General features: G+C 42.7%; 20 protein-coding genes. 9 read left to right on the top strand and 11 right to left on the bottom strand.

Annotation, left to right across the window (positions count from 1 at the left end; genetic code table 11):
• Nucleotides 1-8 precede the first annotated feature (8 nt).
• Nucleotides 9-578, bottom strand: a complete 570-nt coding sequence (locus HGG78_RS15515) for a PilZ domain-containing protein (protein ID WP_172533434.1) — start codon at nt 576-578, stop codon at nt 9-11.
• A gap of 165 nt (nt 579-743) precedes the next feature.
• Between HGG78_RS15515 and lolC the strand changes: the two genes are divergently transcribed.
• Genes lolC through lolE form a run of 3 tightly spaced genes read left to right on the top strand, consistent with a single transcriptional unit; the run spans nt 744 to nt 3,876 of the window.
• A complete protein-coding gene (gene lolC / locus HGG78_RS15510; protein WP_172533433.1) occupies nt 744-1,952 on the top strand; it encodes a lipoprotein-releasing ABC transporter permease subunit LolC in 1,209 nt (402 codons plus the stop codon).
• Nucleotides 1,945-2,631 (top strand): lipoprotein-releasing ABC transporter ATP-binding protein LolD, encoded by a 687-nt coding sequence (lolD, locus tag HGG78_RS15505; protein ID WP_172533432.1) that lies wholly within the window; start codon nt 1,945-1,947, stop codon nt 2,629-2,631. Before lolC ends, lolD begins: the two co-directional genes overlap by 8 nt.
• The gene (lolE, locus tag HGG78_RS15500) at nt 2,632-3,876 is read left to right on the top strand and encodes a lipoprotein-releasing ABC transporter permease subunit LolE (protein ID WP_172533431.1); all 1,245 of its coding nucleotides are present in this window, start codon (nt 2,632-2,634) and stop codon (nt 3,874-3,876) included.
• A 270-nt stretch (nt 3,877-4,146) separates the two neighbouring features.
• Here the strand turns inward: lolE and HGG78_RS15495 are convergent, their stop codons facing one another.
• Nucleotides 4,147-4,656, bottom strand: coding sequence for a DUF2062 domain-containing protein (locus HGG78_RS15495; protein WP_172533430.1), 510 nt, complete (start codon nt 4,654-4,656; stop codon nt 4,147-4,149).
• A gap of 6 nt (nt 4,657-4,662) precedes the next feature.
• Here HGG78_RS15495 and HGG78_RS15490 point away from each other — a divergent pair, with 6 nt between their 5' ends.
• Genes HGG78_RS15490 through kdsB form a run of 5 tightly spaced genes read left to right on the top strand, consistent with a single transcriptional unit; the run spans nt 4,663 to nt 10,610 of the window.
• Nucleotides 4,663-6,906 (top strand): DNA internalization-related competence protein ComEC/Rec2, encoded by a 2,244-nt coding sequence (locus tag HGG78_RS15490; RefSeq protein WP_172533429.1) that lies wholly within the window; start codon nt 4,663-4,665, stop codon nt 6,904-6,906.
• Between the two features lie 32 nt (nt 6,907-6,938).
• Nucleotides 6,939-8,687 carry a lipid A ABC transporter ATP-binding protein/permease MsbA gene (msbA, locus tag HGG78_RS15485; RefSeq protein WP_171980693.1) on the top strand — a complete coding sequence of 583 codons (1,749 nt, stop codon included), beginning with the start codon at nt 6,939-6,941 and terminating at the stop codon, nt 8,685-8,687.
• A gap of 3 nt (nt 8,688-8,690) precedes the next feature.
• Nucleotides 8,691-9,698: a tetraacyldisaccharide 4'-kinase gene (gene lpxK, locus HGG78_RS15480; RefSeq protein ID WP_053310448.1), complete on the top strand. Its 1,008-nt coding sequence runs from the start codon at nt 8,691-8,693 to the stop codon at nt 9,696-9,698.
• Entirely contained in the window at nt 9,679-9,858 is a 180-nt protein-coding gene (locus HGG78_RS15475; RefSeq protein ID WP_053310089.1) for a Trm112 family protein, read from the top strand. The genes lpxK and HGG78_RS15475 overlap by 20 nt, the downstream gene beginning before the upstream one ends.
• Nucleotides 9,858-10,610, top strand: coding sequence for a 3-deoxy-manno-octulosonate cytidylyltransferase (kdsB, locus tag HGG78_RS15470; RefSeq protein ID WP_172533428.1), 753 nt, complete (start codon nt 9,858-9,860; stop codon nt 10,608-10,610). The genes HGG78_RS15475 and kdsB overlap by 1 nt, the downstream gene beginning before the upstream one ends.
• 55 nt (nt 10,611-10,665) lie before the next feature.
• On the opposite strand, the gene HGG78_RS15465 is transcribed toward kdsB, so the two are convergent.
• From HGG78_RS15465 to pflA, 7 genes are all read right to left on the bottom strand, one after another.
• Nucleotides 10,666-11,187, bottom strand: coding sequence for a cytochrome b (locus HGG78_RS15465; RefSeq protein ID WP_171980691.1), 522 nt, complete (start codon nt 11,185-11,187; stop codon nt 10,666-10,668).
• Nucleotides 11,188-11,367: 180 nt separating this feature from the next.
• A complete protein-coding gene (locus tag HGG78_RS15460; protein WP_053310086.1) occupies nt 11,368-12,912 on the bottom strand; it encodes a SpoVR family protein in 1,545 nt (514 codons plus the stop codon).
• 12 nt (nt 12,913-12,924) lie between these two features.
• Complete coding sequence (locus HGG78_RS15455) at nt 12,925-14,196, bottom strand: YeaH/YhbH family protein (protein ID WP_053310085.1); 1,272 nt, start codon at nt 14,194-14,196, stop codon at nt 12,925-12,927.
• 83 nt (nt 14,197-14,279) lie between these two features.
• Nucleotides 14,280-16,214 carry a PrkA family serine protein kinase gene (locus HGG78_RS15450; RefSeq protein ID WP_053310084.1) on the bottom strand — a complete coding sequence of 645 codons (1,935 nt, stop codon included), beginning with the start codon at nt 16,212-16,214 and terminating at the stop codon, nt 14,280-14,282.
• A gap of 275 nt (nt 16,215-16,489) precedes the next feature.
• Nucleotides 16,490-16,990 (bottom strand): YfbU family protein, encoded by a 501-nt coding sequence (locus HGG78_RS15445; RefSeq protein ID WP_172533427.1) that lies wholly within the window; start codon nt 16,988-16,990, stop codon nt 16,490-16,492.
• A 121-nt stretch (nt 16,991-17,111) separates the two neighbouring features.
• Entirely contained in the window at nt 17,112-17,750 is a 639-nt protein-coding gene (locus tag HGG78_RS15440) for an energy-coupling factor ABC transporter permease (RefSeq protein WP_338326145.1), read from the bottom strand.
• Between the two features lie 96 nt (nt 17,751-17,846).
• Nucleotides 17,847-18,587, bottom strand: coding sequence for a pyruvate formate lyase 1-activating protein (pflA, locus tag HGG78_RS15435; RefSeq protein ID WP_053310081.1), 741 nt, complete (start codon nt 18,585-18,587; stop codon nt 17,847-17,849).
• A gap of 224 nt (nt 18,588-18,811) precedes the next feature.
• On the opposite strand from pflA, the gene HGG78_RS15430 reads away from it, so the two are divergent.
• Nucleotides 18,812-20,692 carry a methyl-accepting chemotaxis protein gene (locus tag HGG78_RS15430; RefSeq protein ID WP_053310080.1) on the top strand — a complete coding sequence of 627 codons (1,881 nt, stop codon included), beginning with the start codon at nt 18,812-18,814 and terminating at the stop codon, nt 20,690-20,692.
• 4 nt (nt 20,693-20,696) lie between these two features.
• Here HGG78_RS15430 and HGG78_RS15425 read toward each other — a convergent pair whose 3' ends face one another.
• Together HGG78_RS15425 and pflB are read right to left on the bottom strand one after the other, a co-directional pair.
• Nucleotides 20,697-21,683, bottom strand: coding sequence for a lipid A deacylase LpxR family protein (locus HGG78_RS15425; RefSeq protein WP_172533425.1), 987 nt, complete (start codon nt 21,681-21,683; stop codon nt 20,697-20,699).
• A gap of 205 nt (nt 21,684-21,888) precedes the next feature.
• Nucleotides 21,889-24,165, bottom strand: a complete 2,277-nt coding sequence (gene pflB / locus HGG78_RS15420; RefSeq protein ID WP_053310078.1) for a formate C-acetyltransferase — start codon at nt 24,163-24,165, stop codon at nt 21,889-21,891.
• Nucleotides 24,166-24,373 lie beyond the last annotated feature (208 nt).

Genomic DNA, 24,373 nt, shown 5'->3' with positions numbered 1-24,373 from the left:
GATAACGCTTATGGTTTATTTCGGTCTAAGGAGCGTTGGCGTAGCAATTTCTGCTGTTGGTAAAGTGCCGCTTTAATTAACAAGTCTTGATCGGTATCTCGTAGCAGATCGTACCTCATCGTGATGAGATATTGTTCGTGTTCTAATCGACAATCTGTGACCGAACTATAGCAATAAATGGCGGCGGGCGGATGGTCCAAAAACAGTTTAACTCTTGCTTTGCTGCCGATATTTAATGGGGCCGTGGTCATAAATGAAAACTGACTGGCACCAAAGGTTGTTGTGGTAAAGCGAGTTGCTGGGTCATCTTGCTGAGACAACATAAAGGTGAGCAACAAATTTAGCTTTGAATTCTGAGTTTCAAGTAATTGAATGACGTTCTTGAAATCGCTGTTTTTTAGCTCTAAGCGAGCACTTTCATTGAGCTGGTCAAGCTGGCTAAATTCGCTCGCCACAATAAATGGTGCAGGAATCTCGGCTTCAAAAATAGGCTGAGGAGGTAGCGAAAATGTGTCATCTAAAGGTTCAATATTGGTGGTTAATCCATAATGAACGGTAAAAAATTCTTGGTTGGTCATACAGGCTTCCTTCTCATCGCTCTGTTGATTATCGTCATACCGGCGAACTAATCAAGGTATGTCCTTGTTATCGGGTTGAATTAACACATTATTGGCAAATTAATGCTACAACCTTGAATCGTTTGTCGTTACAGTATCGAGTATCACTTTTAGGCGGTTTTCCATATGTTTCATCCAGTTTCGACATTTATCGGCTTACGCTATTTACGTGGGCGTTCCGGCGATAGGTTCAGTCGATTTGTCTCTTATATGTCCACAGCAGGGATCACGATTGGAGTGATGTCATTAGTGACGGTGCTCTCAGTCATGAACGGCTTTGAATCTCAACTCAAAGGTCGAATTTTAGGCGTGCTGCCACAAGCGGTAGTTTCACAGCAAGGTGATAAAACGGCTTTAACCTCAGCGGCCCCTGATTTCATCAATAAACTATCAACTGCAAGACCAGTAGAACCGATTGTTCGCAGTGAGGCGGTGATTCAAAGTACTTCCCAGCTTGCGGCTGGTCTGTTGATTGGCATAGAACCAAACCAAGATGATCCGATAAAAGCGTATTTAATTGCCGGTAAAGTGGATAAGCTCAAGCAAGGTGATTATCAAGTTTTTCTTGGTCATACCCTCGCGCGCTCTTTGAACGTGTCGCTAGGCGATAAGGTACGCTTGATGGTGACCAGTGCCAGCCAGTTTACGCCATTGGGACGTATTCCTGCGCAGCGTAATTTTACCGTTGCAGGGATATTTAATACTGGTTCAGATGTTGATGGGCAGTTAATGCTAACCCACATTCAAGATGCGGCACGCTTGCTGCGTTTGCCTGCCAATACGGTTTCTGGTTGGCGACTATTTTTTGATGATCCTTTCGTTGTGGCTGATTTATCAAATGCTCCATTACCTACAGGTTGGGAGTGGAGCGATTGGCGCGACCAGCGAGGCGAGTTGTTTCAAGCTGTACGCATGGAAAAAAACATGATGGGCTTAATGCTTGGGCTGATCATCGGTGTGGCTGCATTTAACATTATTTCAGCGTTGATCATGGTGGTGATGGAAAAACAAGCCGAAGTGGCAATACTCAAAACTCAAGGCATGAGTGATAAGCAGATACTCGCCATTTTTATGGTGCAAGGTGCTAGTAGTGGTGTAATTGGTGCTCTTGCTGGTGGACTACTGGGGGTGTTACTGGCCAAGAACCTCAATGCGTTACTCGAAACTCTGGGGGTTGCTCTGTTTTCAGTCGGTGGAACACTGCCTGTCGAAATTAATCCTATACAAATATTGGTGGTGGTCATTTTAGCCATCGGTTTAAGTCTATTGGCTACGCTTTTCCCTTCCTATCGCGCGTCATCCGTAAAACCCGCAGAGGCTTTAAGATATGAATAACCTTTTACAATGTCACAATGTCTGCAAAACCTACCAAGAAGGTGAGCTACAAACTCAAGTGTTAAAAGGGGTTAGCTTCAATATTCAAGCGGGAGAGTTAGTGTCAATTATTGGGACTTCTGGCTCAGGGAAAAGTACTTTATTACATATTCTTGGAGCGTTGGATGATGCTTCGCAAGGTTCGGTGTCATTTCTTGGGCAGGATTTATCGGCGCTAAGTTCGAACAAACAAGCTAACATTCGTAACCAACATTTAGGTTTTGTGTATCAGTTTCATCACCTGCTTGCTGACTTTACTGCTCTAGAAAATGTAGCTATGCCTTTATTGATTGGTGGTCAGAAAACCGCTACAGCGAAACAAGCAGCTAAAGCGTTGCTTGAAAAAGTCGGTTTAGGGCATCGACTCTCTCATCGTCCTTCTGAATTATCTGGAGGAGAACGCCAACGTGTTGCAATTGCTCGTGCATTGGTTAATCAGCCTGATTTAGTATTGGCTGACGAACCGACAGGGAATCTTGATCATAAAACAGCATTATCGATTTATGATTTGATGCGCCAAATGAACCAAGAATTTGGTACGGCATTCTTAGTTGTCACGCATGATAGTGAGCTTGCTGAAAAAATGGACAGAAAGATGCACATGCAAGATGGCTTATTGATTGATGTGGAGGAGTCGTAAGTGCTGCCTTCTCTCTCTTTATTGATCGGCCGCCGTTTTAGCCGCGCTAAGCAACGCAACAAGATGGTGTCATTTATCTCACTTTCCTCAACTATTGGTATTGCGGTTGGGGTGGCGGTAATCATTATTGGTTTGTCAGCAATGAATGGCTTTGAGCGAGAGTTACAAAACCGTGTGTTATCGGTGATCTCGCATGGTGAATTTGAAGGTGTACAAAAACCAATAACTCAGTGGCAACTGTTGATCAAAAAAGCCGTTCAACACCCTCAAGTTGAAGCGGGTGCGCCTTATGTCAAATTTACCGCCTTGGCGGAAAAAGGGCAGCAGTTAAAGGCGATAGAAGTACGAGGCATTGATCCACAAATGGAGCGAGCGGTATCAAGTTTGTCACAATTTGTCTCCAATGGAGCATGGCAGCAGTTCAAGGCCGGACAGCAGCAAGTTATTCTAGGGAAAGGCGTAGCAGATAAGTTAGGGGCTAAAGTCGGTGACTATGCCACGTTAATGATTCCATCTTCTAATGCTTCAAGCAAAGTTCAGGCTCCTAAACGGGTACGCGTCAAGGTATCAGGGTTGCTTGAACTTAATGGGCAAATTGACCATAGCCTTGCCCTTATTCCATTAGAAGATGCTCAGTCCTACGCGAAGTTGGGTAGTGGCGTAACCGGGGTATCCATTAAGGTTTCACAAGTATTAAATGCAACACAGATCGTCAGAGAAGTGGGCAGCACGTTAAATGAATATGTCTATTTACGTAGTTGGCAGCAAAAATTTGGCTTTCTATATCGAGATATTCAATTGGTCAGAACCATTATGTATTTGGTGATGGTGTTAGTGATTGGTGTTGCAAGCTTTAATATTGTGTCCACTTTAATGATGGCCGTTAAAGACAGAGCCGCAGAAATAGCGATTTTGCGAACTATGGGGGCAACGGATGGCTTGGTTAAACGTATTTTTGTTTGGCAGGGCGTTTTTTCTGGGGTGTTAGGTAGCGTGGTTGGTGGCATGGTCGGTGTGCTTGTTGCCTTAAATTTAACTTCACTAATCAAAGGATTGGAGTCATTGATCGGCCATCAATTTTTGTCTGGTGATATTTATTTTGTTGATTTTCTTCCATCTCAAGTCAACATGATGGATGTTGCGCTTGTTTCGTCTACGGCCATTGTTTTGAGTTTGCTTGCGACTTGGTACCCTGCCTCGCGGGCAAGCAAATTAAACCCTGCATCGGTTCTTAGTGCCAAGTAAAAAGAAGCTAGGATGGCCTGTTATTTATTACCATTTTTCTACACCCTTCCGACTTGAAGTTGCAGCGGTGTTGGCTACGTTCGCTTACCCCAATCACATAGTTTATCTATACTCATGGGGATGAACTCACTTGCCGCCTACCTGTAACTTCAAGTGGTTTGGGCATAACATCCAAACCAATAAAAAAGGACCGATAAGGTCCTTTTTCAGTTTTCAACGACATGTTTTTGCAATATGAGTGCTTGGTTGCTCAAAAGTAGCGAAGATAAACTAACGAGTTTGGCGCTTTTGCCAACTTCTTACGACAGAATACCGCCATAAACCACGGATACCAAAGTAGCCAATAATCGAAGACAGGACGCCACAAATTAGGCAGCCCAAAACGAACGGAGGCCCAATAGTGTGCATTTGCTGCACGATGAAGTGCCATGAAAGCTCAAAGTGGAAAGGTTGTGGCGGTACGTGCATAACCCATGCGCCCAGTTTATACGCGAAATAAAACAGCACGGGCATAGTGATAGGGTTACTTATCCAGACCAGTGCTACGGCCAATGGAAGGTTGACACCACATGCAATGGCAAGGCCTGCTGACATAATCATTTGACTAGGAAGTGGAACAAACGCCATGAATAAACCTACGGCAAAAGCCCCCGCCGCCGAACGACGGTTAAGACACCATAAATTGGGGTTGTACAGTACATTGCCAAAAACTTTTAGTGCTTTCTGACGCTTGATTAATTCATGGTCAGGCATAAAACGTTTTATGAATTTTCTTGGCATTAGAAAATGACTCTCATATCGAATTATTGGACGCTGGCTTCGTTCTCGCTAACCATTATCTCCGCTTCCTATTGGCCATTAATGCCAGACTGGAAATGGGCAATTCCTTTCATTCTCACTTTTATACTCTCTATGGGGTCTAAAAAGCTACGATTATTATCGGGAATTTCTGTAGCACTGCTAGTCATTTTTACTAACGGAAACTTACTGCACGAGCAATCAAATACTATTTTTCAGGCAGAGCAGAATATTATCATAAATGCCGAAGTTGACAGTCTTTTTAGACAAATAAGTTACGGTTATGAGGGTACAGTTTCACTTAGATCAATTAACGGTCAAGTTTTGAGCGTATTCCTACAGCCTAAAGTTCGTTTGGCTGCCCCCTTACCTTTAATGATAGGCGACAAAGTACAATTTTCCGTGATGGTTAAACCTGTCTTCGGGCGTTTAAATGAAGCCGGATTTGATCTTGAATCTTATTATCTTAGTCAAGGTATTGTGGCTCGAGCAAGTGTGATTGCTAATACATCGTACTATGTCGAATCCTTATCTGGTCTGCGTGTAGAGTGGTATCAGCAAATTAGAGCATGGTTAGAAGATGCGCCTAACCAAGGCATTTTATTGGCTTTAACATTTGGTGAGAGAAGCGACATATCAGCGTCTCAGTGGCAAGCGTTGAGAGACAGTGGATTAATTCACCTAGTTGCTATTTCCGGTTTGCATATCGGTATTGCGTTTAGTTTTGGCTACAGTCTTGGCCTATTTTTGATACGATTGCACAGTCGTATGCTATGGGCTCCTTTCGTGATAGGGAGTTTGTGTGCTTTGTTTTATGCTTGGCTTGCAGGGTTTACTATACCGACACAGCGCGCATTGGTGATGTGCTTACTTAACGTAGCGATAGTCGCGTTCAATGTGCGAATCAATACACTGCAAAGACTGCTGATTACTTTGTCTGTTGTACTATTTATTGATCCATTTGCCAGTTTATCTAGCAGCTTCTGGATGTCATTCGCGGCCATCAGTGTCATTTTTTATCAATTGTCTTTGCCCACTAAATCTCGCCCTTTATTGCTACGTTTGGTAGTGATGCAAGTCGGGCTGATTTTCTGTATGTCTCCGGTCACGGCTTATTTTTTTGGTGGTGTCAGTGTCAGTGCGGCGCTCTATAACTTGCTTTTTATCCCTTGGTTCAGTTTTGTGGTTGTGCCTGCCATATTTGTTGCATTGTTCTTTACTGCACTTGGCGCTGATTTTGCGGCGACATTGTGGCTTTGGTTAAGTAAGCTTCTTGTTCCGGTGGACTGGTTTACTTCTTTCGCTGGTGTAAGTTGGATAACGATTTCTTCAGATACGCTTACGCTGCTTTGCGCTTTATTGGGCATATTGATATTTTCACCGCTGATGTCCGTTTTTACTCGAGGGATCAGTTGTCTAATAGTGATCGCTTACTGGGTGAGCATCCCACCCCCTTCAGCTTGGAAAGTTGATGTGCTAGACGTTGGTCATGGTTTAGCTGTGCTGATTGAAAAGGGTGGGCATTATGTGCTTTATGATACGGGATCGAGTTGGCAAGGTGGGGATCATATTCAGTCTACGGTAAGTCCTATTCTCACTAAACGCGGTGTCGATCAATTAGATGGTTTGATTTTAAGCCATATGGATAACGACCACGCAGGTGGCCGAACGGAAGTTGAACGTGTCTGGCAACCAAGTTGGAAACGAGCAAGTCAATCATTGCTTGATTATCAGCGTTGTGTTGCTGGTGAAACCTGGCAATGGCAGCAACTCAATTTTGCCGTGGTTTGGCCGCCAAACCTCGCTAAGCGAGCCTATAATCCACATTCGTGCGTTGTTCGTGTTTTTGACCAAAAAACGGGTTTTTCAGTACTGCTACCCGGTGATGTTGATGCTATTAGTGAATGGTTACTGGCGCGCACTAGCGAAAATTTACACAGCACGGTGATGCTCGTACCCCACCATGGCAGCCGAACATCATCTATTGATGCATTGATAAAAAAAGTGCAACCCGAGCTCGTGATTGCTTCATTAGCAAAAGGCAACCGCTGGCAATTGCCTTCACCAATAGTTGTTGAACGGTATCGAAAAAACGGAGCTCAATGGCTAGATACTGGTGATGCGGGACAAATCAGCATCACTTTTATTGATGAGCAATACTATGTAAACAGTTTACGTTTATCTCACTCGCAGCCATGGTATAGGCAGATGCTACGTAACAAGGTAGAATGAGCGTAATTTTTTCATAAGAACAAAGCACTTCTATGTCACAACATACTGACGAAACTACTTGGCAAACGTTTAAACGACTCTGGACTTATATCCGCCTCTATAAATCAGGTTTGGCTGTTGCTGTAGTGGCATTGATAATCAACGCAGTTTCAGATACTTACATGGTTTCTTTGTTAAAACCGCTGCTTGATGAGGGTTTTGGTAATGCTGAATCAGACTTTCTGCGAATTTTGCCCTTTATTATTTTAGGAATGATGGCGATACGAGGTCTGAGTGGGTTTGTTTCGTCTTATTGCTTAAGCTGGGTGTCGGGCAATGTCGTAATGCAAATGCGCCGCAAGATTTTCAACCAGTTTATGCATATGCCTGTTAGCTTCTTTGATAAAGAGTCTACGGGAGGGTTGCTGTCTCGAATTACTTATGATTCAGAGCAGGTAGCAGGAGCTACCAGCCGCGCTTTAGTTAGTATTGTACGAGAAGGGGCAAGTATCATTGGCCTGTTAACTTTAATGTTTTGGAATAGTTGGCAGTTATCATTGGTACTTATTGTTGTTGCTCCAGTAGTTGCAATGGGAATTAGCGTCGTTTCTAAACGTTTTCGCAAGATTTCTAAGGGTATGCAAACCACTATGGGACATGTCACGTCGTCTGCAGAACAGATGCTGAAAGGGCATAAAGTCGTGCTTAGTTACGGTGGTCAGAAAGTAGAGAGTAAACGCTTTGACAATGTTAGTAATAGCATGCGTCAGCAAACAATGAAGCTTGTCGCTGCGCAGTCTATTGCGGATCCTATCATTCAAATGATTGCCTCTTTAGCGTTAGTGACAGTGCTCTTTTTGGCCAGTGTTGATTCGATTCGTGCTGACTTAACACCAGGCACTTTTACGGTCGTATTCTCTGCGATGTTTGGTTTAATGCGCCCACTAAAAGCCTTAACCAGTGTGACTTCTGATTTCCAACGTGGTATGGCTGCAAGCCAAACGCTGTTTGCTCTTATTGATTTAGAAACTGAACGTGATAGCGGCACATTTGAAACCGATAAAGTGCGTGGTGATATTAAGGTTGAAGATGTAACGTTTACCTATCAAGGTAACGAAAAACCTGCATTATCGAACGTCAATTTCACTGTCCCTGCCGGAAAAACCATTGCTTTAGTTGGACGTTCAGGTTCAGGAAAAAGTACCATTGCGAGCTTGTTTACTCGCTTCTATGATGTGGATTCTGGTGCTATTTATCTTGATGAACATGATATTCGAGATTATAAACTGAAGAATTTACGTACCCACTTTGCGCTCGTTTCGCAAAATGTGCATCTATTCAATGACACAATTGCTAATAATATCGCTTATGCCGCAGAAGGTGAGTATAGCCGTGAACAAATTGAACATGCTGCGAAGTTAGCGCATGCCATGGAGTTTATTCAGACTATGCCTAATGGTTTGGATACTATGATTGGTGAAAATGGTGCGAGTTTGTCAGGTGGTCAAAGACAGCGTATTGCCATTGCGCGCGCACTACTACGTGATGCACCAGTACTGATTTTAGACGAGGCGACATCGGCGTTGGACACTGAATCAGAACGAGCAATTCAGGCAGCATTAGAAGAGTTACAAAAAAATAAAACCGTACTGGTGATTGCCCACCGTCTTTCTACTATTGAAGAAGCCGACGAAATTTTGGTGGTTGATGAGGGTGAGATCATTGAGCGGGGTCATCATGCAGAACTGATTGCTAAAGATGGTGCCTATGCACAGTTACACCGAATTCAATTTGGTGACTAAGTGGTGATTGAGAAAATCTGGTTTGAAAATCATCCATTAAAATATCTATTGTGGCCATTGTTATGGCCGCTCAGTTTGCTTTTTGGTGTGATCAGTCAGTCACGCAAGCAGGCGTTTACACTTGGAAAGAAAGAGAGCTTTCGTGCTCCAGTCCCAGTGGTTGTAGTCGGCAATATTACTGCTGGTGGGAATGGAAAAACGCCGGTGGTGATTTGGCTAGTAGAAGCTTTACAAAGACAAGGCTTTAAGCCGGGCGTTGTATCTCGGGGGTATGGTGGAAAGTCGCCATTTTATCCTCTTGTCCTCAATGACAACACGCCTACAGCTCATAGTGGTGATGAACCAAAGCTGATTTATCGTCGAACTGGGGCTCCGGTTGCTGTAGCCCCAATTCGCTCCGATGCCGTAAAGGCCTTGCTGCCATTAGGGGTTGATGTAATTATCACTGACGATGGACTTCAGCATTATGCTCTGCAACGTGATATTGAGTTTGTCGTTGTGGACGGAGTGCGCCGTTTTGGTAATCAGCAGCTTATCCCGCTTGGGCCATTAAGAGAACCTGTCACTCGTTTAACCGACGTTGACTTTATTGTGACAAATGGTGGTCAGGCACAATGTGGTGAGATTGCGATGCATTTATCCCCAAGCTTGGCTGTCAATCTGGTTAGTGGTGAGAAAGTTCCTGTAAGCCAACTTGAAGATCTCGTCGCTTTTGCGGGGATCGGTCATCCCCCTCGTTTTTTTGATACTTTAGATAAATTAGGAGCAAAACCTATCGTCACTCAAGGTTTTGCGGATCACCAAGACTTTAAACCGTCAGAGTTAGCGGCGCTTGCAAAACAAGGTGCAAACGTCATTATGACTGAAAAAGATGCTGTTAAATGCGCGGGATTTGCCAAAGAAAATTGGTGGTATCTTCCGGTTTCTGCTCAATTTGACGCGAAAGATGAACAGCGTATTTTGGATAAAATAATAGAGGTAATGAAGCCATATGGATCACCGTCTGCTTGAAATCGTTGCTTGCCCTGTATGCAAAGGGAAGCTGACTTATGATAAAGAAAATCAAGAGCTTATTTGTAAACTTGATCGCTTAGCTTACCCGATCAAAGAAGGCATTCCAGTGCTTCTTGAACCGGAAGCTCGCAGCATGACGATGGAAGAGGGACGATAATGTCGTTCACGGTTGTCATTCCTGCACGTTATCAATCGACTCGTTTACCGGGAAAACCACTGGCTGATATTGGTGGTAAACCGATGATTGAGTGGGTTTATGAACAAGCTAAACAAGCCGGAGCCGATCGTGTGGTTGTTGCAACCGACGATGCGCGTGTAGAACAAGCGGTACACGCTTTTGGCGGTGAGGTGTGTATGACGTCACCGAACCATGAATCAGGCACGGAACGTTTGGCTGAAGTGGTTAAACTGATGGGCATCGCCGATGACCACATCATCGTCAATGTACAAGGTGACGAACCTCTTATCCCTCCAAGTATCATTCAGCAGGTTGCGCATAATTTAGCGAATAGCACAGCACCGATGGCGACTCTGGCCGTCGAGATTGCCGATGAAGCTGAAGTGTTTAATCCCAATGCAGTCAAGGTCATCACTGATAAAGAGGGCTACGCACTCTATTTTAGCCGTGCAACGATTCCTTGGGATCGAGACAACTTTTCCACTGCTCAAAAACAGATTGCGCAGCCATTGCTTCGTCATATTGGTATTTATGCTTATCGAGCGGGTTTCATTAATACTTATATTAATTGGCAACCAAGCATGCTTGAGAAAATAGAATGTTTAGAGCAGCTGCGTGTGCTTTGGTACGGTGAAAAAATCCATGTTGATGTGGCAAAAGAATCACCACCAGCAGGGGTTGATACACCGGAAGACTTAGAGTTGGTTCGCGCCATTGTGAGCCAGAGGTAGAAAAAGGAGCAAGTTGCTCCTTTTTTGTGTCTGCTATTAGCTATCGTCTTGATGGCTAGTTAAGTTTAATTCGTGACATAGTTTGATCTTTCATAATAAAGTGGTGGTAGAGTGCTGCTGCGATATGGCCTCCAATAACCGTTAACACCAAAATTTGCATCACTTCGCCATGAGCCGCTTTCCCTATATCGTAAAGCCATTCGCTTTTATCAATGATTGATGGAATAGCGTCACCAGCTATTGTGAGTTCTCGTCCTCTACCTGCAAAGCGTAGATAACCACTAATTGGCACCAGCAAAGTGATCAAATAAAGAATGATGTGCACAGCGCGGAGCAGCGTTTTCATAATGCCATCTTCATAGACAGGGGCTGGAGCTTGTGTTGCGAGTTTTACCGCTAAGCGAGCAAGAGTGAGCGCAAATACACTCACCCCAAACCACGCATGTAAATTAAGCCAAAATACGCGCATTTCGCTTCCTTTGTCGGCAAAGGAACGTAGTGAGTCACTTAAAAATAGCGAAGCAAACAGTAAAGCAATCATCCAGTGGATTACGATGATGATTTTGTTGTATTTCATAAAAACATCCCTATAAAAGTTAGTGTCTTTATTTAAGCAAAATCATGATGAATTAAATGTGAACGACATTGTAATAAATTATTACTTTTCTCTGGGTGAGTGGCTTGGGAGATGGCTGAAAAGTAAAAGCGTACAGGGCATAAGGTTTCTGTACGCTTTTAATATAACGATTGGAGATGGTTAGATTCGGGTATCGTAATCTCCGCGTTGAGGGCAAGTGGTCAGAATTTCTCTGCGTCCTGTTTCTTTTACTTCTTCTAAAATGACATCAAATCCCCACAAACGGTAAAGATGTTTCATGACTTCTTCATAGCTTGGGTCTAGTGGAATACGCTCATGGGGGACATGTTGAAGAGTGAGCGAACGGTCACCTCGTACATCAACATTAAATACTTGGATGTTCGGTTCTAAATTACTTAGGTTGTACTGTGCAGCAAGCTTTTCTCGTATTGCGTGATATCCCGAGTCATTATGAATGGCGCTCACTTCAATAAAATTTTTTCTGTCATCATCTAACACAGCAAATAGTTTGAAATCGCGCATTAACTTCGGTGATAAATATTGGCTGATAAAGCTTTCGTCTTTAAAGTTTTGCATCGCAAAATGAACGGCATCTAGCCAATCTGTTCCTGCCAGTTCAGGAAACCACTCTTTATCTTCGTCTGTGGGTTCTTCACAAATACGTTTAATATCGCGAAACATAGCAAACCCGAGAGCATAAGGGTTTATACCACTGAAATATGGGCTGTTGTAGGAAGGTTGAGCGACAACGCTAGTGTGACTGTGAAGAAACTCGAGAATAAATTTCTCAGAGACCAAACCTTCGTCATAGAGATGATTCAAAATAGTGTAATGCCAGAACGTTGCCCAACCTTCGTTCATTACTTGAGTTTGTTTTTGTGGATAAAAGTACTGACTTATCTTACGCACAATTCGTACGATTTCACGCTGCCAAGGTTCGAGTAACGGTGCGTGTTTTTCAATGAAGTAAAGAATATTTTCTTGAGGCTCGCTAGGAAATCGAACTTTAAGGTCTTCTTCTTTGGTTTTCGCTTTAGGAACGGTTCGCCAGAGTTCATTAACTTGCGATTGCAAATAGGCTTCACGTTCTTCTTGTCGCACTTTTTCTTCAGCAATGGATATTTTTTCTGGACGTTTATAGCGGTCGACTCCGTAGTTCATTAATGCATGGCAAGAGTCTACGAGAGACTCGACTTCTGACACGCCGTATTTCTCTTCACATTGTGTGATGTAGTTTTTCGCAAATAGCAGATAGTCGATAATAGAGCTGGCATCCGTCCAGGTTTGAAACAGATAGTTACCTTTGAAGAAAGAGTTATGTCCATAACAAGCGTGCGCCATAACTAATGCTTGCATGGTGACGGTATTTTCTTCCATGAGGTAGGCGATACATGGGTCAGAGTTTATTACAATTTCATACGCTAGACCCATTTGACCATGCTTGTAGCCTTGCTCGGTTTGAATGAATTTTTTACCAAACGACCAGTGGTTGTAGTTGATCGGCATACCAATACTCGAGTAGGCATCCATCATCTGTTCTGAGGTGATCACCTCAATTTGGTTAGGGTAGGTATCTAGCCGATAGAACTCAGCGACACGGCGAATTTCCGTGTGGTACTGTTCTAAAATTTCAAATGTCCAGTCGGGCCCATCTGGTAGCATTTTGTTTTTATGCTTAGCCGCCCCTTTAGTTTTTGTCGTCATTAGCACGCCTCCCTAAGCTGTTTCCTTTTGGAATAGCTCCCTAAATACAGGAAATATGTCATCCACGGTGCGAATATTTTTAATGGCAAAATTGCCAAATGATGGCTGTAATTTTTCGTATTCGTGCCACAAGGTTTGATGTGAGCGACGAGTAATTTCGATATAGGCGTAATACTGGCAACAAGGCAGCAGTTGAGTGGTGAGTAATTCCTTACAACGTGGTGAATCGTCTGCCCAGTTGTCGCCGTCTGATGCTTGCGCTGCATAAATATTCCATTCCCCTAGTGGGTAACGCTGCTCAATAATTTCATTCATCAATTTGAGTGCACTAGAAACAATGGTACCGCCCGTTTCTTGCGAGTAGAAGAACTCATGTTCGTCGACTTCTTTTGCTTGAGTGTGATGGCGGATAAAGACTACTTCCACATTCTCATAGGTACGAGTGAGGAATAGGTATAACAGTACGTAAAAACGTTTTGCTATGTCTTTCGTAGCCTGATCCATTGACCCTGAAACATCCATCAAGCAAAACATTACCGCTTGGCTTGAAGGAACCGGACGCTTTTCATAGTTTTTGAATCGTAAATCGAAGGTGTCAATAAACGGGACACTTTCAATTTTTTTCCGCAGTTCCTCTATTTCTTGTTGGAGTCTTTTTTCCTCTAACATTTGTGCGGGTTCGGTATGTTGAATACGTAATAACTCATCTTCGAGCTCTGCCATCAAACGGCGTTTGCCCGCTGTCATTGCGGTGCGCCGAGCTAGAGATTGTTGTAGTGAGCGAACAATGGCGATATTGGAAGCTGACCCTGCCGTTTTGTAACCAGAACGGTGCGTTTTCCATTCAGTAATCTTGTTGATTTGATTCTTTTCTAAGTTGGGTAGTTCAAGATCTTCAAACAAAATATCGAGATATTCGTCTTTTGATATTTGGAAAATAAATTCATCTTGACCTTCACCGCTGTCACTCGCATCTCCTTCGCCTGAACCTCCTCCTTGGGCACCACCTTTTGGACGTTCAATTTTGTCTCCAGTAATAAATTGATCATTACCTGGGTGGACTCGTTCCCTTAAGCCGCCTTTGCCTTGATGAAAGACTGGCTCTTTAATGTCGTGATTAGGTATTGATACGTCTTCGCCTGATTCCGTATTGGTAATGGAACGGCGATTGACAGCATCTGCAACAGATTCTTTGATCTGCTCTTTATGACGGCGTAAAAAGCGTTGTCGATTGACCGCACTTTTGTTTTTACCGTTCAATCTTCTGTCGATGAATTGCGCCATGAGTATCCCCTTGAAAACATCTCCCGGATGTTAACCATAGAACTTATGGTTAACATACCGTTACGGATTTGGGCCTGCTGAAGTTAAGAGGACTTACGTACGCGTAAATACCATTCAGACAACAGCCTTACTTGTTTCTCTGTGTAACCTTTTTCCATCATACGAGCGACAAAATCATCGTGTTTTTTCTGATCATCTGAAGACGTTTTGGTATTAAAGGAGATTACAGGAAGCAGTTCCTCTGTATTGGAGAACATTTTTTTCTCAATAACCGTGCGCAATTTTTCGTAGCTTGTCCAAACTGGGTTCTTACCATTGTTGTTGGCTTTCGCACGCAGTACAAAGTTTACGATTTCATTACGGAAATCTTTGGGGTTACTGATACCGGCTGTTTTTTCGATTTTCTCTAGTTCATTGTTGAGAGAGGAACGATCAAATAACTGACCTGTTTCTGGATCTCGGTATTCTTGATCTTGAATCCAGAAGTCGGCATAGGTGACGTAACGGTCAAAGATATTTTGTCCATACTCAGAATAGGATTCTAAATAGGCGGTTTGAATTTCTTTGCCAATAAACTCGACATAACGTGGGACTAAGTAGCCTTTTAAAAACTCGAGGTAACGTTCAGCGGTTTCTTGTGGGAACTGTTCTCGTTCAATTTGCTGTTCAATGACGTAGAACAAATGCACAGGGTTAGCGGCCACTTCCGTTTGGTCAAAGTTAAATACGCGCGATAAAATTTTGAACGCAAAACGAGTTGATAGTCCTGACATGCCTTCGTCGACACCCGCATAGTCACGGTATTCTTGATAGCTTTTCGCTTTAGGATCAGTATCTTTGAGCGTTTCTCCATCATAAACTCGCATTTTAGAGAATAGAGAAGAATTCTCTGGTGCTTTTAAGCGAGATAAAATACTGAACTGACTCAAGAGATCTAGTGTGCTTGGTGAACAAGGAGCCTTGGATAGTTCGCTGTGTTCGAGCAGTTTTTGATAGATCTTAACTTCTTCTGAAACGCGCAAGCAATAAGGTACTTTCACGATATATACACGGTCGAGGAAGGCTTCATTGTTCTTGTTGTTTCTAAATGTTTGCCATTCAGATTCATTGGAGTGAGCGAGGATCATGCCATCGAATGGCAATGCAGACAGACCTTCCGTACCGTTATAGTTACCCTCTTGGGTTGCGGTTAATAGTGGGTGTAGCACCTTCAACGGTGCTTTGAACATTTCTACAAACTCCATGACACCCTGGTTTGCTTTACATAACGCGCCGGAGTAGCTGTAGGCGTCGGGGTCATCCTGCGAGAAATGTTCCAATTTTCGGATATCAACTTTACCGACGAGCGATGAAATATCTTGGTTGTTTTCATCTCCAGGTTCAGTTTTGGCAACGGCTATTTGGTCTAGAATCGATGGCTTTACTTTAACCACTTTGAATTTGGAAATATCGCCACCAAATTCATGCAGACGTTTCGCTGCCCATGGTGACATGATTGAACGCAGATAACGTTTTTCGATGCCATATTCCTGTTTGAGAAGTTCGCCATCTTCGTTGACATCAAACAAGCAGAATGGATGGTCGTTGACAGGGCTGCGTGCGCCATCAGCAGATAAAACATAGATAGGCATTTGTTGGATTAAAGCTTTCAGCTTTTCTGCAAGTGAAGATTTACCACCGCCAACAGGGCCAAGTAAATAGAGAATCTGTTTACGTTCTTCTAAACCTTGAGCGGCATGTTTTAAGTAAGAGACAATCTGCTCGATGGCTTCTTCCATGCCGTAAAAATCTTCAAAAGTTTTGTAGCGTGAAATGACTCGGTTTGAAAAAATACGACTAAGACGTGGGTGCTTAGCTGTATCAATCAGCTCTGGTTCACCTATCGCCATTAAGAGACGTTCAGCAGCATTGGCATAAGCACTTTTATCTTCTTTACATAGTGCTAGAAACTCTTGCAGTGAAAGCTCTTCATCCTTGGCTGCCTCGTAGCGTGCCTGAAAGTGGTCAAAAATACTCATAGTGAATTCCCCTCTGAAAACTGTCTAACTGACAACACCGCTTAAAAACACAATTCCTTTACCACATAAGGTTAGTTCTACTTTGGCAATTTTGCTTAACAATTATGTATTTATTTACAATTCGTGATGTAAATAGCGAGTCTGAGGCTAAGGCATTTATTTCATGAATATCAAAGGCTCTATACAAAAGACGAACGTTAGATTTAATTGTTGGAAGGGGTAAATACGCAAAAAGGCGCATTTATGCGCCTTTAGAATAAAACTTTTGGTGAACCTTAAGCGTTGAAGATCTGCTTAAACTCAGCGGCTGATAGATGATATTGACGTGGGCAGTTACGCCAAGTTGTTAACATACGACGATATTTATCGAGCATTGGCATCTGGCTATTGAAATGGTGGTCAGCTTTATCGAACTGCGTATACAAACCTTCAGAATCAACTAGGAAGCGTACGTAATGAACTAGTTGAGCTTCTCTTGCGATATCGAAACCTAAGAACTGAAGGCGACGTTGATCAACCTCTTTTCCATCGCAATCTGAAAGCATCTTGTGTGACTCTTGCATGGCATGATACATCTCCAAGATATCAATAACTTCGCGACATTCAGCTTCGGTCAGACAACCAAATTCTTTGTTTAGCTCTCTCATTTGTAATTCGTAGCCGCGTTCAACAATGGTTTGCAGACGTTTGTATTTATTCGCGTTGTTGGGATCCATCTGCGACATCAAAAAATATTGGTTTGAAAGAATCAAGCGTTGAGCATTGGTCATTTCCATGGAGTTGGCCTCACTAAATTTAATGTTTTATTTTGATGGACTAAGGTTAACAGGAATTATCGATAATGAAACATGATCTCAACACGGATTCAATATGGTTAGTGTAAAAGATAACCATTTTTTACTTACTTTTATGTAAGTGATTATAGATATAAGCGCGGTCTGAAAATACTCTTAACCACTCTGGTTTAAATACGGATAGGATGGCCAGTGACATGCCATTTAACAGCCCTTCTGGAAAGGCTAGTAGTGGAACAAAGATGAGATAATTGTCCTTGATGACTTGCCAATCATAGTGGCCCAACATCAATTGATAAGCGGTATTTATGGCAAGGTGTAGGCTTCCTGTCATGGCTCCATTAAAAAAACCTGCGATAAAAATGAAGACAAAAATGTTGCGTGGAAAGTAGTGATAGCTCAAGGCAAATATGCTGTAACTGAGCAAAATTGGGATTAGGGATGATAGCAGCAGGTATTCGGGAATATCTAAGAAAGCTAATTTTCCAACAACTGCGAGAGCAAATGTCACCGGAATTGTCATGGCAAAGGCGCATCGCCAACCAAACATCATGGTTAATGTTGTTAGGCCTAGAAAGTGAATATGCAGCCCGTCTTTGATACCGGCTTGTGCAGACCACAAAAGAAATAGAGCAAAAATCACAAAATAAGTAAGGTGCTGAAAAGATTTGTCTGAACGAAATTTCGGCCCAAATACATGCTGTACATCATAGATGGCTGTTAAACTTGCAGTCAGTACGATAAAGAGCGTTGCTAATTCTTCTAGCTGCACAATAACCTTCCTATAAAAATACCAGCACTAAGCTGGTATTTTTTACGAAATAACGGTGATTTTAAATCAATATTTTACGTTTGAGTGATACTGCTCAAGGATCGATACGATTTTATCCATGGTTTCTTTCGAGGGAGGATTAACTCCCTCAAGTGGATATTCCATACCCATGGCTTCCCACTTATGAGCACCAAGTTTGTGATATGGTAGCAACTCAATTTTTTCAATATTATCCATATCTTTAATGAAATCACCCAACATATGAGCAGCTTCATCATCATCGGTGTAGCCTGGAACAATCACGTAACGAAGCCAGGTTTTTTTGCCAATAGTGTGTAAGTAGCGAGCAAAATCGAGGGTGCGTTTATTGGATACGCCAATGAAGTCGTGGTGTATCTCATCTTTCATGTGTTTGATGTCCAACATCACTAGGTCGGTAGCATCAAGTACTTCGTCAATAACATCGGTATGTTTGCGAATATAGCCATTGGTATCAAGGCATGTATGAATGCCTTCCGCTTGCGCAGCTCTAAATAAATCTCTGACGAATTCCGGCTGAAGCATGGCCTCACCACCTGAACAGGTGATACCGCCACCAGAGGCATTCATAAAGTGACGATAAGATTTTGCTTCGTTGATGATCTCTTCGACGGAGACTTCTTTGCCGCCATGCGTATCCCATGTATCACGGTTATGGCAATACATACAGCGCATTAAGCAACCCTGCATAAAAACAATGAAGCGGATTCCGGGGCCATCGACAGTGCCACAAGATTCGAAGGAATGAATACGACCAGTTGTTGACATGAGCTCATCTCGAATAGGTAATTTAACCGTTATTTTATTACAAATAGTGGGGATTAAATAGAGCTAGCGAGAAATGTGGACTTGAAAATAGTTCTATAGTTGAAAAACATCGCTCCTAACTCTGCATTCTGTTATAGAATTGTTATGAATAATATTTTTATAACAATAACTTTAATAGACCTTATGGTTGAATTTAACGCCGCGCTGTTAGTAAGGATTGCTTTATGGGTACGCTTAATTTTTCTCAAAAACAAAAAATAACGTTATTTATCGTTATATTATGCATCGGATTTCTTTCGCTCGGATTTTATACTTCACAAAGCTTGTCTGCTATGAATGAGCAGAATCAACGTAGTAGTGAGATAGCATCGGGTTCTCTAAAAATCTACAGCACTCAAGCTAGTTTGCTATCTCTTGCTTCTGAGCTTAACGATTTGAATGGTAATCAAGTCTCATCTGCGCTCGAAAAACTGAATCAACTAATGAAAGATGTGGAGAGTAATGCCCGTTTTCTAGAGTTATCAAAATTACGCCAAGAAGGCACCTTGTTAAAGGGAGCGGTAACTCAATTTGATGCCGCTTTACGTCCTTGGTTAGAGTTGAAGTCTGAGCTAGGATTTAATGTCGACGAGGGTAAGCTCGGTGAGTTGAAGCGTTTAGCCGCGACTATTGAGAAAAAAATCGAAGAAACCGGCATGGTGACTATTAACTCTGATTTTCAGGTGATGGTCAAAGCACAACAAAACTACTTATTACAGCCTAATGAGCAGAATTTAAAGTTATTCAATCGCTCCATGGCTGGGTTTAAAAATGTCTCGAACTCATATGCCATGCTTGATCTTTACGAACAAGAATTAGACCAGTTCAAAGATACTTTTTTACGTGTTAGCCAGCTTTCTCAACAGGTTGGGGTGATGGAAGGTAATCTTATCTTGAGCGAAAACCAAGCGAAAAAGGTCATCCAAGATATATCAACTAAATTAGCCTCATTAAGTCTTCAATATCAGCAATCGGCTCGTAAATCGGCAGCCCAAACCCAGTGGTCGGTGCTGGGAGCTTGCGCGGTTTTGGCTGTTTTGACTATCTCTATTTTTGTCACGTTGAATCTCTCATTGACTCGTTCATTAACTCAAACCATTCAAGTATTGAAAAGCATTTCTCAAGGTGATTTGTCGCAACGGATGCTGGTTACAACAAACGCTAAGGATGAATTTAATCAACTGGCGATAGCCATTAATCAAAGTTGCGAGAATCTTGGGCAATTAGTTAGCGGTGTTCAGCAAAGCAGCGATGCGCTATCGGATAACGCTGCTGAGCTCAACATGGGCTTAGATAACTTAGCCAATAATCAATCAGATGTAATAGAGCAAACTCAGCTATTGGCATCTGCCACAGAAGAAGTGAGTGTGACTACCCAGGAAGTCTCGAACTCATTAGAGTTTGTTGCTGATATTAGTAAATCGTCGATGCAAACGGCAGAAGAAGGGGGGCAGGTTATTTCTGCCGCTATTAATTCGTTAAAAGATGTAGGGCAAATTTTGAGTGCAGCCGCAGGACATATTCATCAATTAGAACAAGCTTCTGCTAAAGTTGATTCGGTGATGGATATTATTAATGGAATTGCTGAGCAAACCAATTTGTTGGCACTTAACGCTGCTATCGAAGCAGCAAGAGCAGGTGAACAAGGCCGTGGTTTTGCCGTAGTGGCTGATGAAGTGAGAAGTTTAGCGGTAAGAACGGTTGACGCAGTTGCTGAAATTTCAGATACGATTGAAACAATGAAAAAAGAAAGTTCAGAAGTGATCAACTATATCAGCCAATCAGAGCAATCTATGTTGAGTGGTCAAGAGAAAGGCAATGCCGCGATACAGGCTATTTCACAAATCACCGAAAAAGCGGATGAGGCGGCTCACCAAACAGAAGTAATCTTTGCTTCTATTCGCGAACTGGCCACGACGAGTCATTCCATGGCCGATAGTATGACTCAAATATCTAGCGCGATGAAATCACTTGAGGAAAATAATGAGCAACTCAGAGCAACGAGTCAAATTGTTGATAAACGCTCTAGCAGCTTAAATGCAGACTGCCAGAGGTTTACAATCTAACCGATCAGAAGAAGGCAAAAAATGAAAGGCTGCCCACACCGTGGATGGAATTTTTGTCTTCTTCGTATTCAGAGGTATTTGCAGTAAAAGACAAACTGGCACCAAAGTGTTTTATGTACCATGCAGCGCCCGCGACTGCTGTTGCCTGGACATGCTCTACATTGACTTGGTAGTACTGTGGGTCATATTCTAGGCCATTTAGAGGTCTATCCCCTTCAATAGTCACATCATTAAAACGGTATCGGCCTTCGAGTCCTGCAAACAAAAACCATCCAGAATTTGAAGCGCCTATCATCCCTGAATAAAAAGGGTTTTCTGCATTAATTTGTGCACTACCAAAATTGTTAGCAAGGTCAGCACCCCAACGCATCATAAAACCGGTGGATACATCACTGCGAAAATTACCAATATTGGCTTCTGAAACATTTGAAAACTCCAGTTCTGTGCCGAAGTAGCTGCGATAGCGCGCCAGTTTGAAATGCGAAAGGTATCCAACACTGCCAGCGACTTGATCTTCGACTTGATATGCCCAGCCATTAGGATCATCGGATTTAGTGATCCCATGAACTATTTTCTGAGCCTTTTCGGAAAGAGAAGACTCGCCTGTTGTACCGAGGGTGAGATTAAACCGAGATGCTTGTTGAGGATGCAGACTGATGTAATTGAATTCAGCATAAAGAAAACCAGCATAGGGGCGTTCATTCGGTTCTGGTTTTTCGAGAGTGATATCTGAAGGTGTCCACATTTTGTTAGCGATGCTGATTTCCCACTTATCCAGAGAAGAGGCGCCCCATGCAGACAGGCTGAGCGGCTTTGCCCACCAATAAGGTGTAATGGATCCAGAGGTATAGGTTAAAAATAAGCCATTGGTGTAGTCGCGATCGACGCCAAATACACCGTCGTTATCTATGTTTAGAGAGAGTGTAGAGTTTTGCGACGCGAGAGCTGAAGCGCTCAGCAAAGCTAAAGGTAATATGTAAAATAACTTCATACAAATACTGTCGAATGGAGATTAAGTTAAATACTACAGGAAAAAGAACGAATTAAGTGGATAAACCTAGGATAGAAGAGGCATAAATGTGCAGAAGGTTACATTTATATAAAATAGGTTGAATTGTGCCGTTGGTTGGTCGTTATAAATAAAAACCCCACTCAATGAGTGGGGTTTAAACTATCTAGCTATTTAATCAGCTGAATTATAGAGATTCAGTGAAAGTACGTGCGATTACGTCGGCTTGTTGCTCAGCAGTTAGCGAGTTAAAGCGAACAGCGTAACCTGATACACGGATAGTCAATTGAGGGTACTTCTCTGGGTGCTTAACAGCGTCTTCTAGAGTTTCGCGGTTAAGAACGTTCACATTTAGGTGTTGACCACCTTCAATGCCAGCTTCATGGTGGAAGTAACCATCCATTAGACCTGCAAGGTTAGCACGTTGGCTGCTTTCTTCTTTGCCTAGCGCATTTGGAACGATAGAGAAGGTGTAAGAGATACCATCTTGAGCATCAGCAAACGGTAGTTTCGCTACTGAAGTCAATGATGCTACAGCACCTTTTTCATCACGACCGTGCATTGGGTTTGCACCCGGTGCAAATGGAGTACCAGCGCGACGACCATCTGGAGTATTACCTGTTTTCTTACCGTATACCACGTTTGAAGTGATAGTAAGGATAGACTGAGTTGGGATCGCATTACGGTATGTTTTAAGCTTACGGATTTTGCCCATAAATACGCTAACAAGTTCACAAGCGATGTCATCAACGCGAGGATCGTTGTTACCAAATTTAGGGTAATCGCCTTCGATTTCAAAATCGATGGCTAGACCGTCTTCATCACGAATTGGTTTAACTTTCGCGTATTTAATTGCTGAAAGTGAGTCAGCTGCAACAGATAGACCTGCAATACCACATGCCATAGTACGAATAACATCGCGGTCATGTAGAGCCATTAGTGAAGCTTCGTAGCTGTATTTGTCGTGCATAAAGTGAATGCTGTTTAGTGCAGTCACGTATTGTTTTGCCAACCAGTCCATGAAGTGGTCCATCTTGTCCCACAATTCGTTGTAGTCAAGATATTCGCCAGCAATCTTGTCCATCTTAGGACCAACTTGGATTTTAAGCTTCTCATCAATACCGCCATTGATGGTGTAAAGCATAGTTTTAGCAAGGTTAGCACGAGCACCGAAGAACTGCATTTGCTTACCAACAACCATTGGCGATACACAACAAGCAATTGCGTAGTCATCAGAGTTCATGTCTGGGCGCATTAGATCGTCGTTTTCGTACTGGATAGAAGAAGTATCGATAGATACTTTTGCACAGAAACGTTTGAAGCCGTCAGGTAGTTGCTCAGACCAAAGAACAGTGATGTTTGGCTCTGGAGAAGGACCCATAGTATATAGGCTGTTTAGGAAACGGAAGTTAGAACGCGTAACAAGCGTACGACCGTCAAGACCCATACCACCCATAGATTCTGTTGCCCAGATTGGGTCACCAGAGAATAGTTCATCGTATTCAGGAGTACGTAGGAAACGAACCATACGTAGCTTCATTACGAAGTGGTCGATCATTTCTTGAGCTTGTGCTTCAGTGATCTTGCCTGCAGCAATATCGCGCTCGATGTAGATATCTAGGAAAGTCGAAGTACGACCTAGAGACATTGCTGCACCGTTTTGAGACTTAACTGCTGCTAGGTAGCCGAAGTAAGTCCATTGAATAGCTTCTTGTGCAGTTTGTGCTGGCTCAGAAATATCAAAACCATATTTAGCAGCCATTTTTTTGATTTGGCCAAGCGCACGGTGTTGCTCTGCAATTTCTTCACGAAGTTGCATTGTCATTTGAAGATCTTCACCATTCTCAAATTTCTCTTGAAGAGAAGTAAATTGAGCTAGTTTATCTTTCATTAGACGGTCGATACCGTATAGCGCAACGCGACGGTAGTCACCGATGATACGACCACGACCGTATGCATCAGGAAGACCAGTTAGAACACCAGACTTACGACATGCTAGGATATCAGGAGTGTAGATATCGAAAACACCAGCATTGTGTGTTTTGCGGTATTCTGTATAGATTTTTGAAACCATTGGATCAAGTTCGCGATCGTATGCTTTACAAGAACCTTCAACCATGCGGATACCACCATTAGGGATGATAGCGCGCTTAAGTGGTTTTTCAGTTTGTAGACCTACGATAGTTTCAAGATCTTTTTCGATGTAGCCTGCATCGTGAGCAGTGATGGTAGAGATAACAGAAGTGTCGAAATCAACAGGAGCGTGAGTTGAGTTCTCAATTTTAATACCTTCCATTACTTTAGCCCAAAGCTTGTTAGTTGCTTCAGTACCTTCAGAAACTAGGAAAGATTCATCGCCTTCATACGGCGTATAGTTCTTTTGAATGAAATCACGAACGTTAACTTCATTTTGCCACTCACCTGCAGCAAAACCTTCCCAAGCTTTAGCAAATTGCTCTGCCATGACATACCTACCTTTTTAGTAGAAAAAACACGTACTGTCTTCACTGTTGAGCCAGTTATCCCCGAAGGGAGCAGTACACTTATCTGGCCCTTATACACATCTGACGCTGCCGACGACCACTCAACTGTAGATTACGGTGTACGCCGCGTCACTAAACAAGAAAACACTACACATCGCGACGATTGACGCACTCACATAGCCCATTACA

It is taken from the genome of Vibrio aestuarianus, assembly GCF_012395185.1.
Classification (GTDB): Bacteria; Pseudomonadota; Gammaproteobacteria; order Enterobacterales; family Vibrionaceae; genus Vibrio; species Vibrio aestuarianus.
The sequence above is the reverse complement of the archived record's forward strand: the minus strand, read 5'-3'. Positions and strand labels throughout refer to the sequence as shown.

What these genes read in the sequence shown, in the direction of transcription:
- HGG78_RS15460 (WP_053310086.1), bottom strand. Translation starts at nt 12,912, where the DNA reads ATGACGACAAAAACTAAAGGGGCGGCTAAGCATAAAAACAAAATGCTA.
- HGG78_RS15495 (WP_172533430.1), bottom strand. Translation starts at nt 4,656, where the DNA reads ATGCCAAGAAAATTCATAAAACGTTTTATGCCTGACCATGAATTAATC.
- lolD (WP_172533432.1), top strand. Translation starts at nt 1,945, where the DNA reads ATGAATAACCTTTTACAATGTCACAATGTCTGCAAAACCTACCAAGAA.
- HGG78_RS15490 (WP_172533429.1), top strand. Translation starts at nt 4,663, where the DNA reads ATGACTCTCATATCGAATTATTGGACGCTGGCTTCGTTCTCGCTAACC.
- pflB (WP_053310078.1), bottom strand. Translation starts at nt 24,165, where the DNA reads ATGGCAGAGCAATTTGCTAAAGCTTGGGAAGGTTTTGCTGCAGGTGAG.
- HGG78_RS15425 (WP_172533425.1), bottom strand. Translation starts at nt 21,683, where the DNA reads ATGAAGTTATTTTACATATTACCTTTAGCTTTGCTGAGCGCTTCAGCT.
- HGG78_RS15455 (WP_053310085.1), bottom strand. Translation starts at nt 14,196, where the DNA reads ATGGCGCAATTCATCGACAGAAGATTGAACGGTAAAAACAAAAGTGCG.
- msbA (WP_171980693.1), top strand. Translation starts at nt 6,939, where the DNA reads ATGTCACAACATACTGACGAAACTACTTGGCAAACGTTTAAACGACTC.
- HGG78_RS15430 (WP_053310080.1), top strand. Translation starts at nt 18,812, where the DNA reads ATGGGTACGCTTAATTTTTCTCAAAAACAAAAAATAACGTTATTTATC.
- pflA (WP_053310081.1), bottom strand. Translation starts at nt 18,587, where the DNA reads ATGTCAACAACTGGTCGTATTCATTCCTTCGAATCTTGTGGCACTGTC.
- kdsB (WP_172533428.1), top strand. Translation starts at nt 9,858, where the DNA reads ATGTCGTTCACGGTTGTCATTCCTGCACGTTATCAATCGACTCGTTTA.
- lolC (WP_172533433.1), top strand. Translation starts at nt 744, where the DNA reads ATGTTTCATCCAGTTTCGACATTTATCGGCTTACGCTATTTACGTGGG.
- HGG78_RS15475 (WP_053310089.1), top strand. Translation starts at nt 9,679, where the DNA reads ATGGATCACCGTCTGCTTGAAATCGTTGCTTGCCCTGTATGCAAAGGG.
- HGG78_RS15445 (WP_172533427.1), bottom strand. Translation starts at nt 16,990, where the DNA reads ATGGAAATGACCAATGCTCAACGCTTGATTCTTTCAAACCAATATTTT.
- HGG78_RS15465 (WP_171980691.1), bottom strand. Translation starts at nt 11,187, where the DNA reads ATGAAATACAACAAAATCATCATCGTAATCCACTGGATGATTGCTTTA.
- HGG78_RS15450 (WP_053310084.1), bottom strand. Translation starts at nt 16,214, where the DNA reads ATGAGTATTTTTGACCACTTTCAGGCACGCTACGAGGCAGCCAAGGAT.
- HGG78_RS15515 (WP_172533434.1), bottom strand. Translation starts at nt 578, where the DNA reads ATGACCAACCAAGAATTTTTTACCGTTCATTATGGATTAACCACCAAT.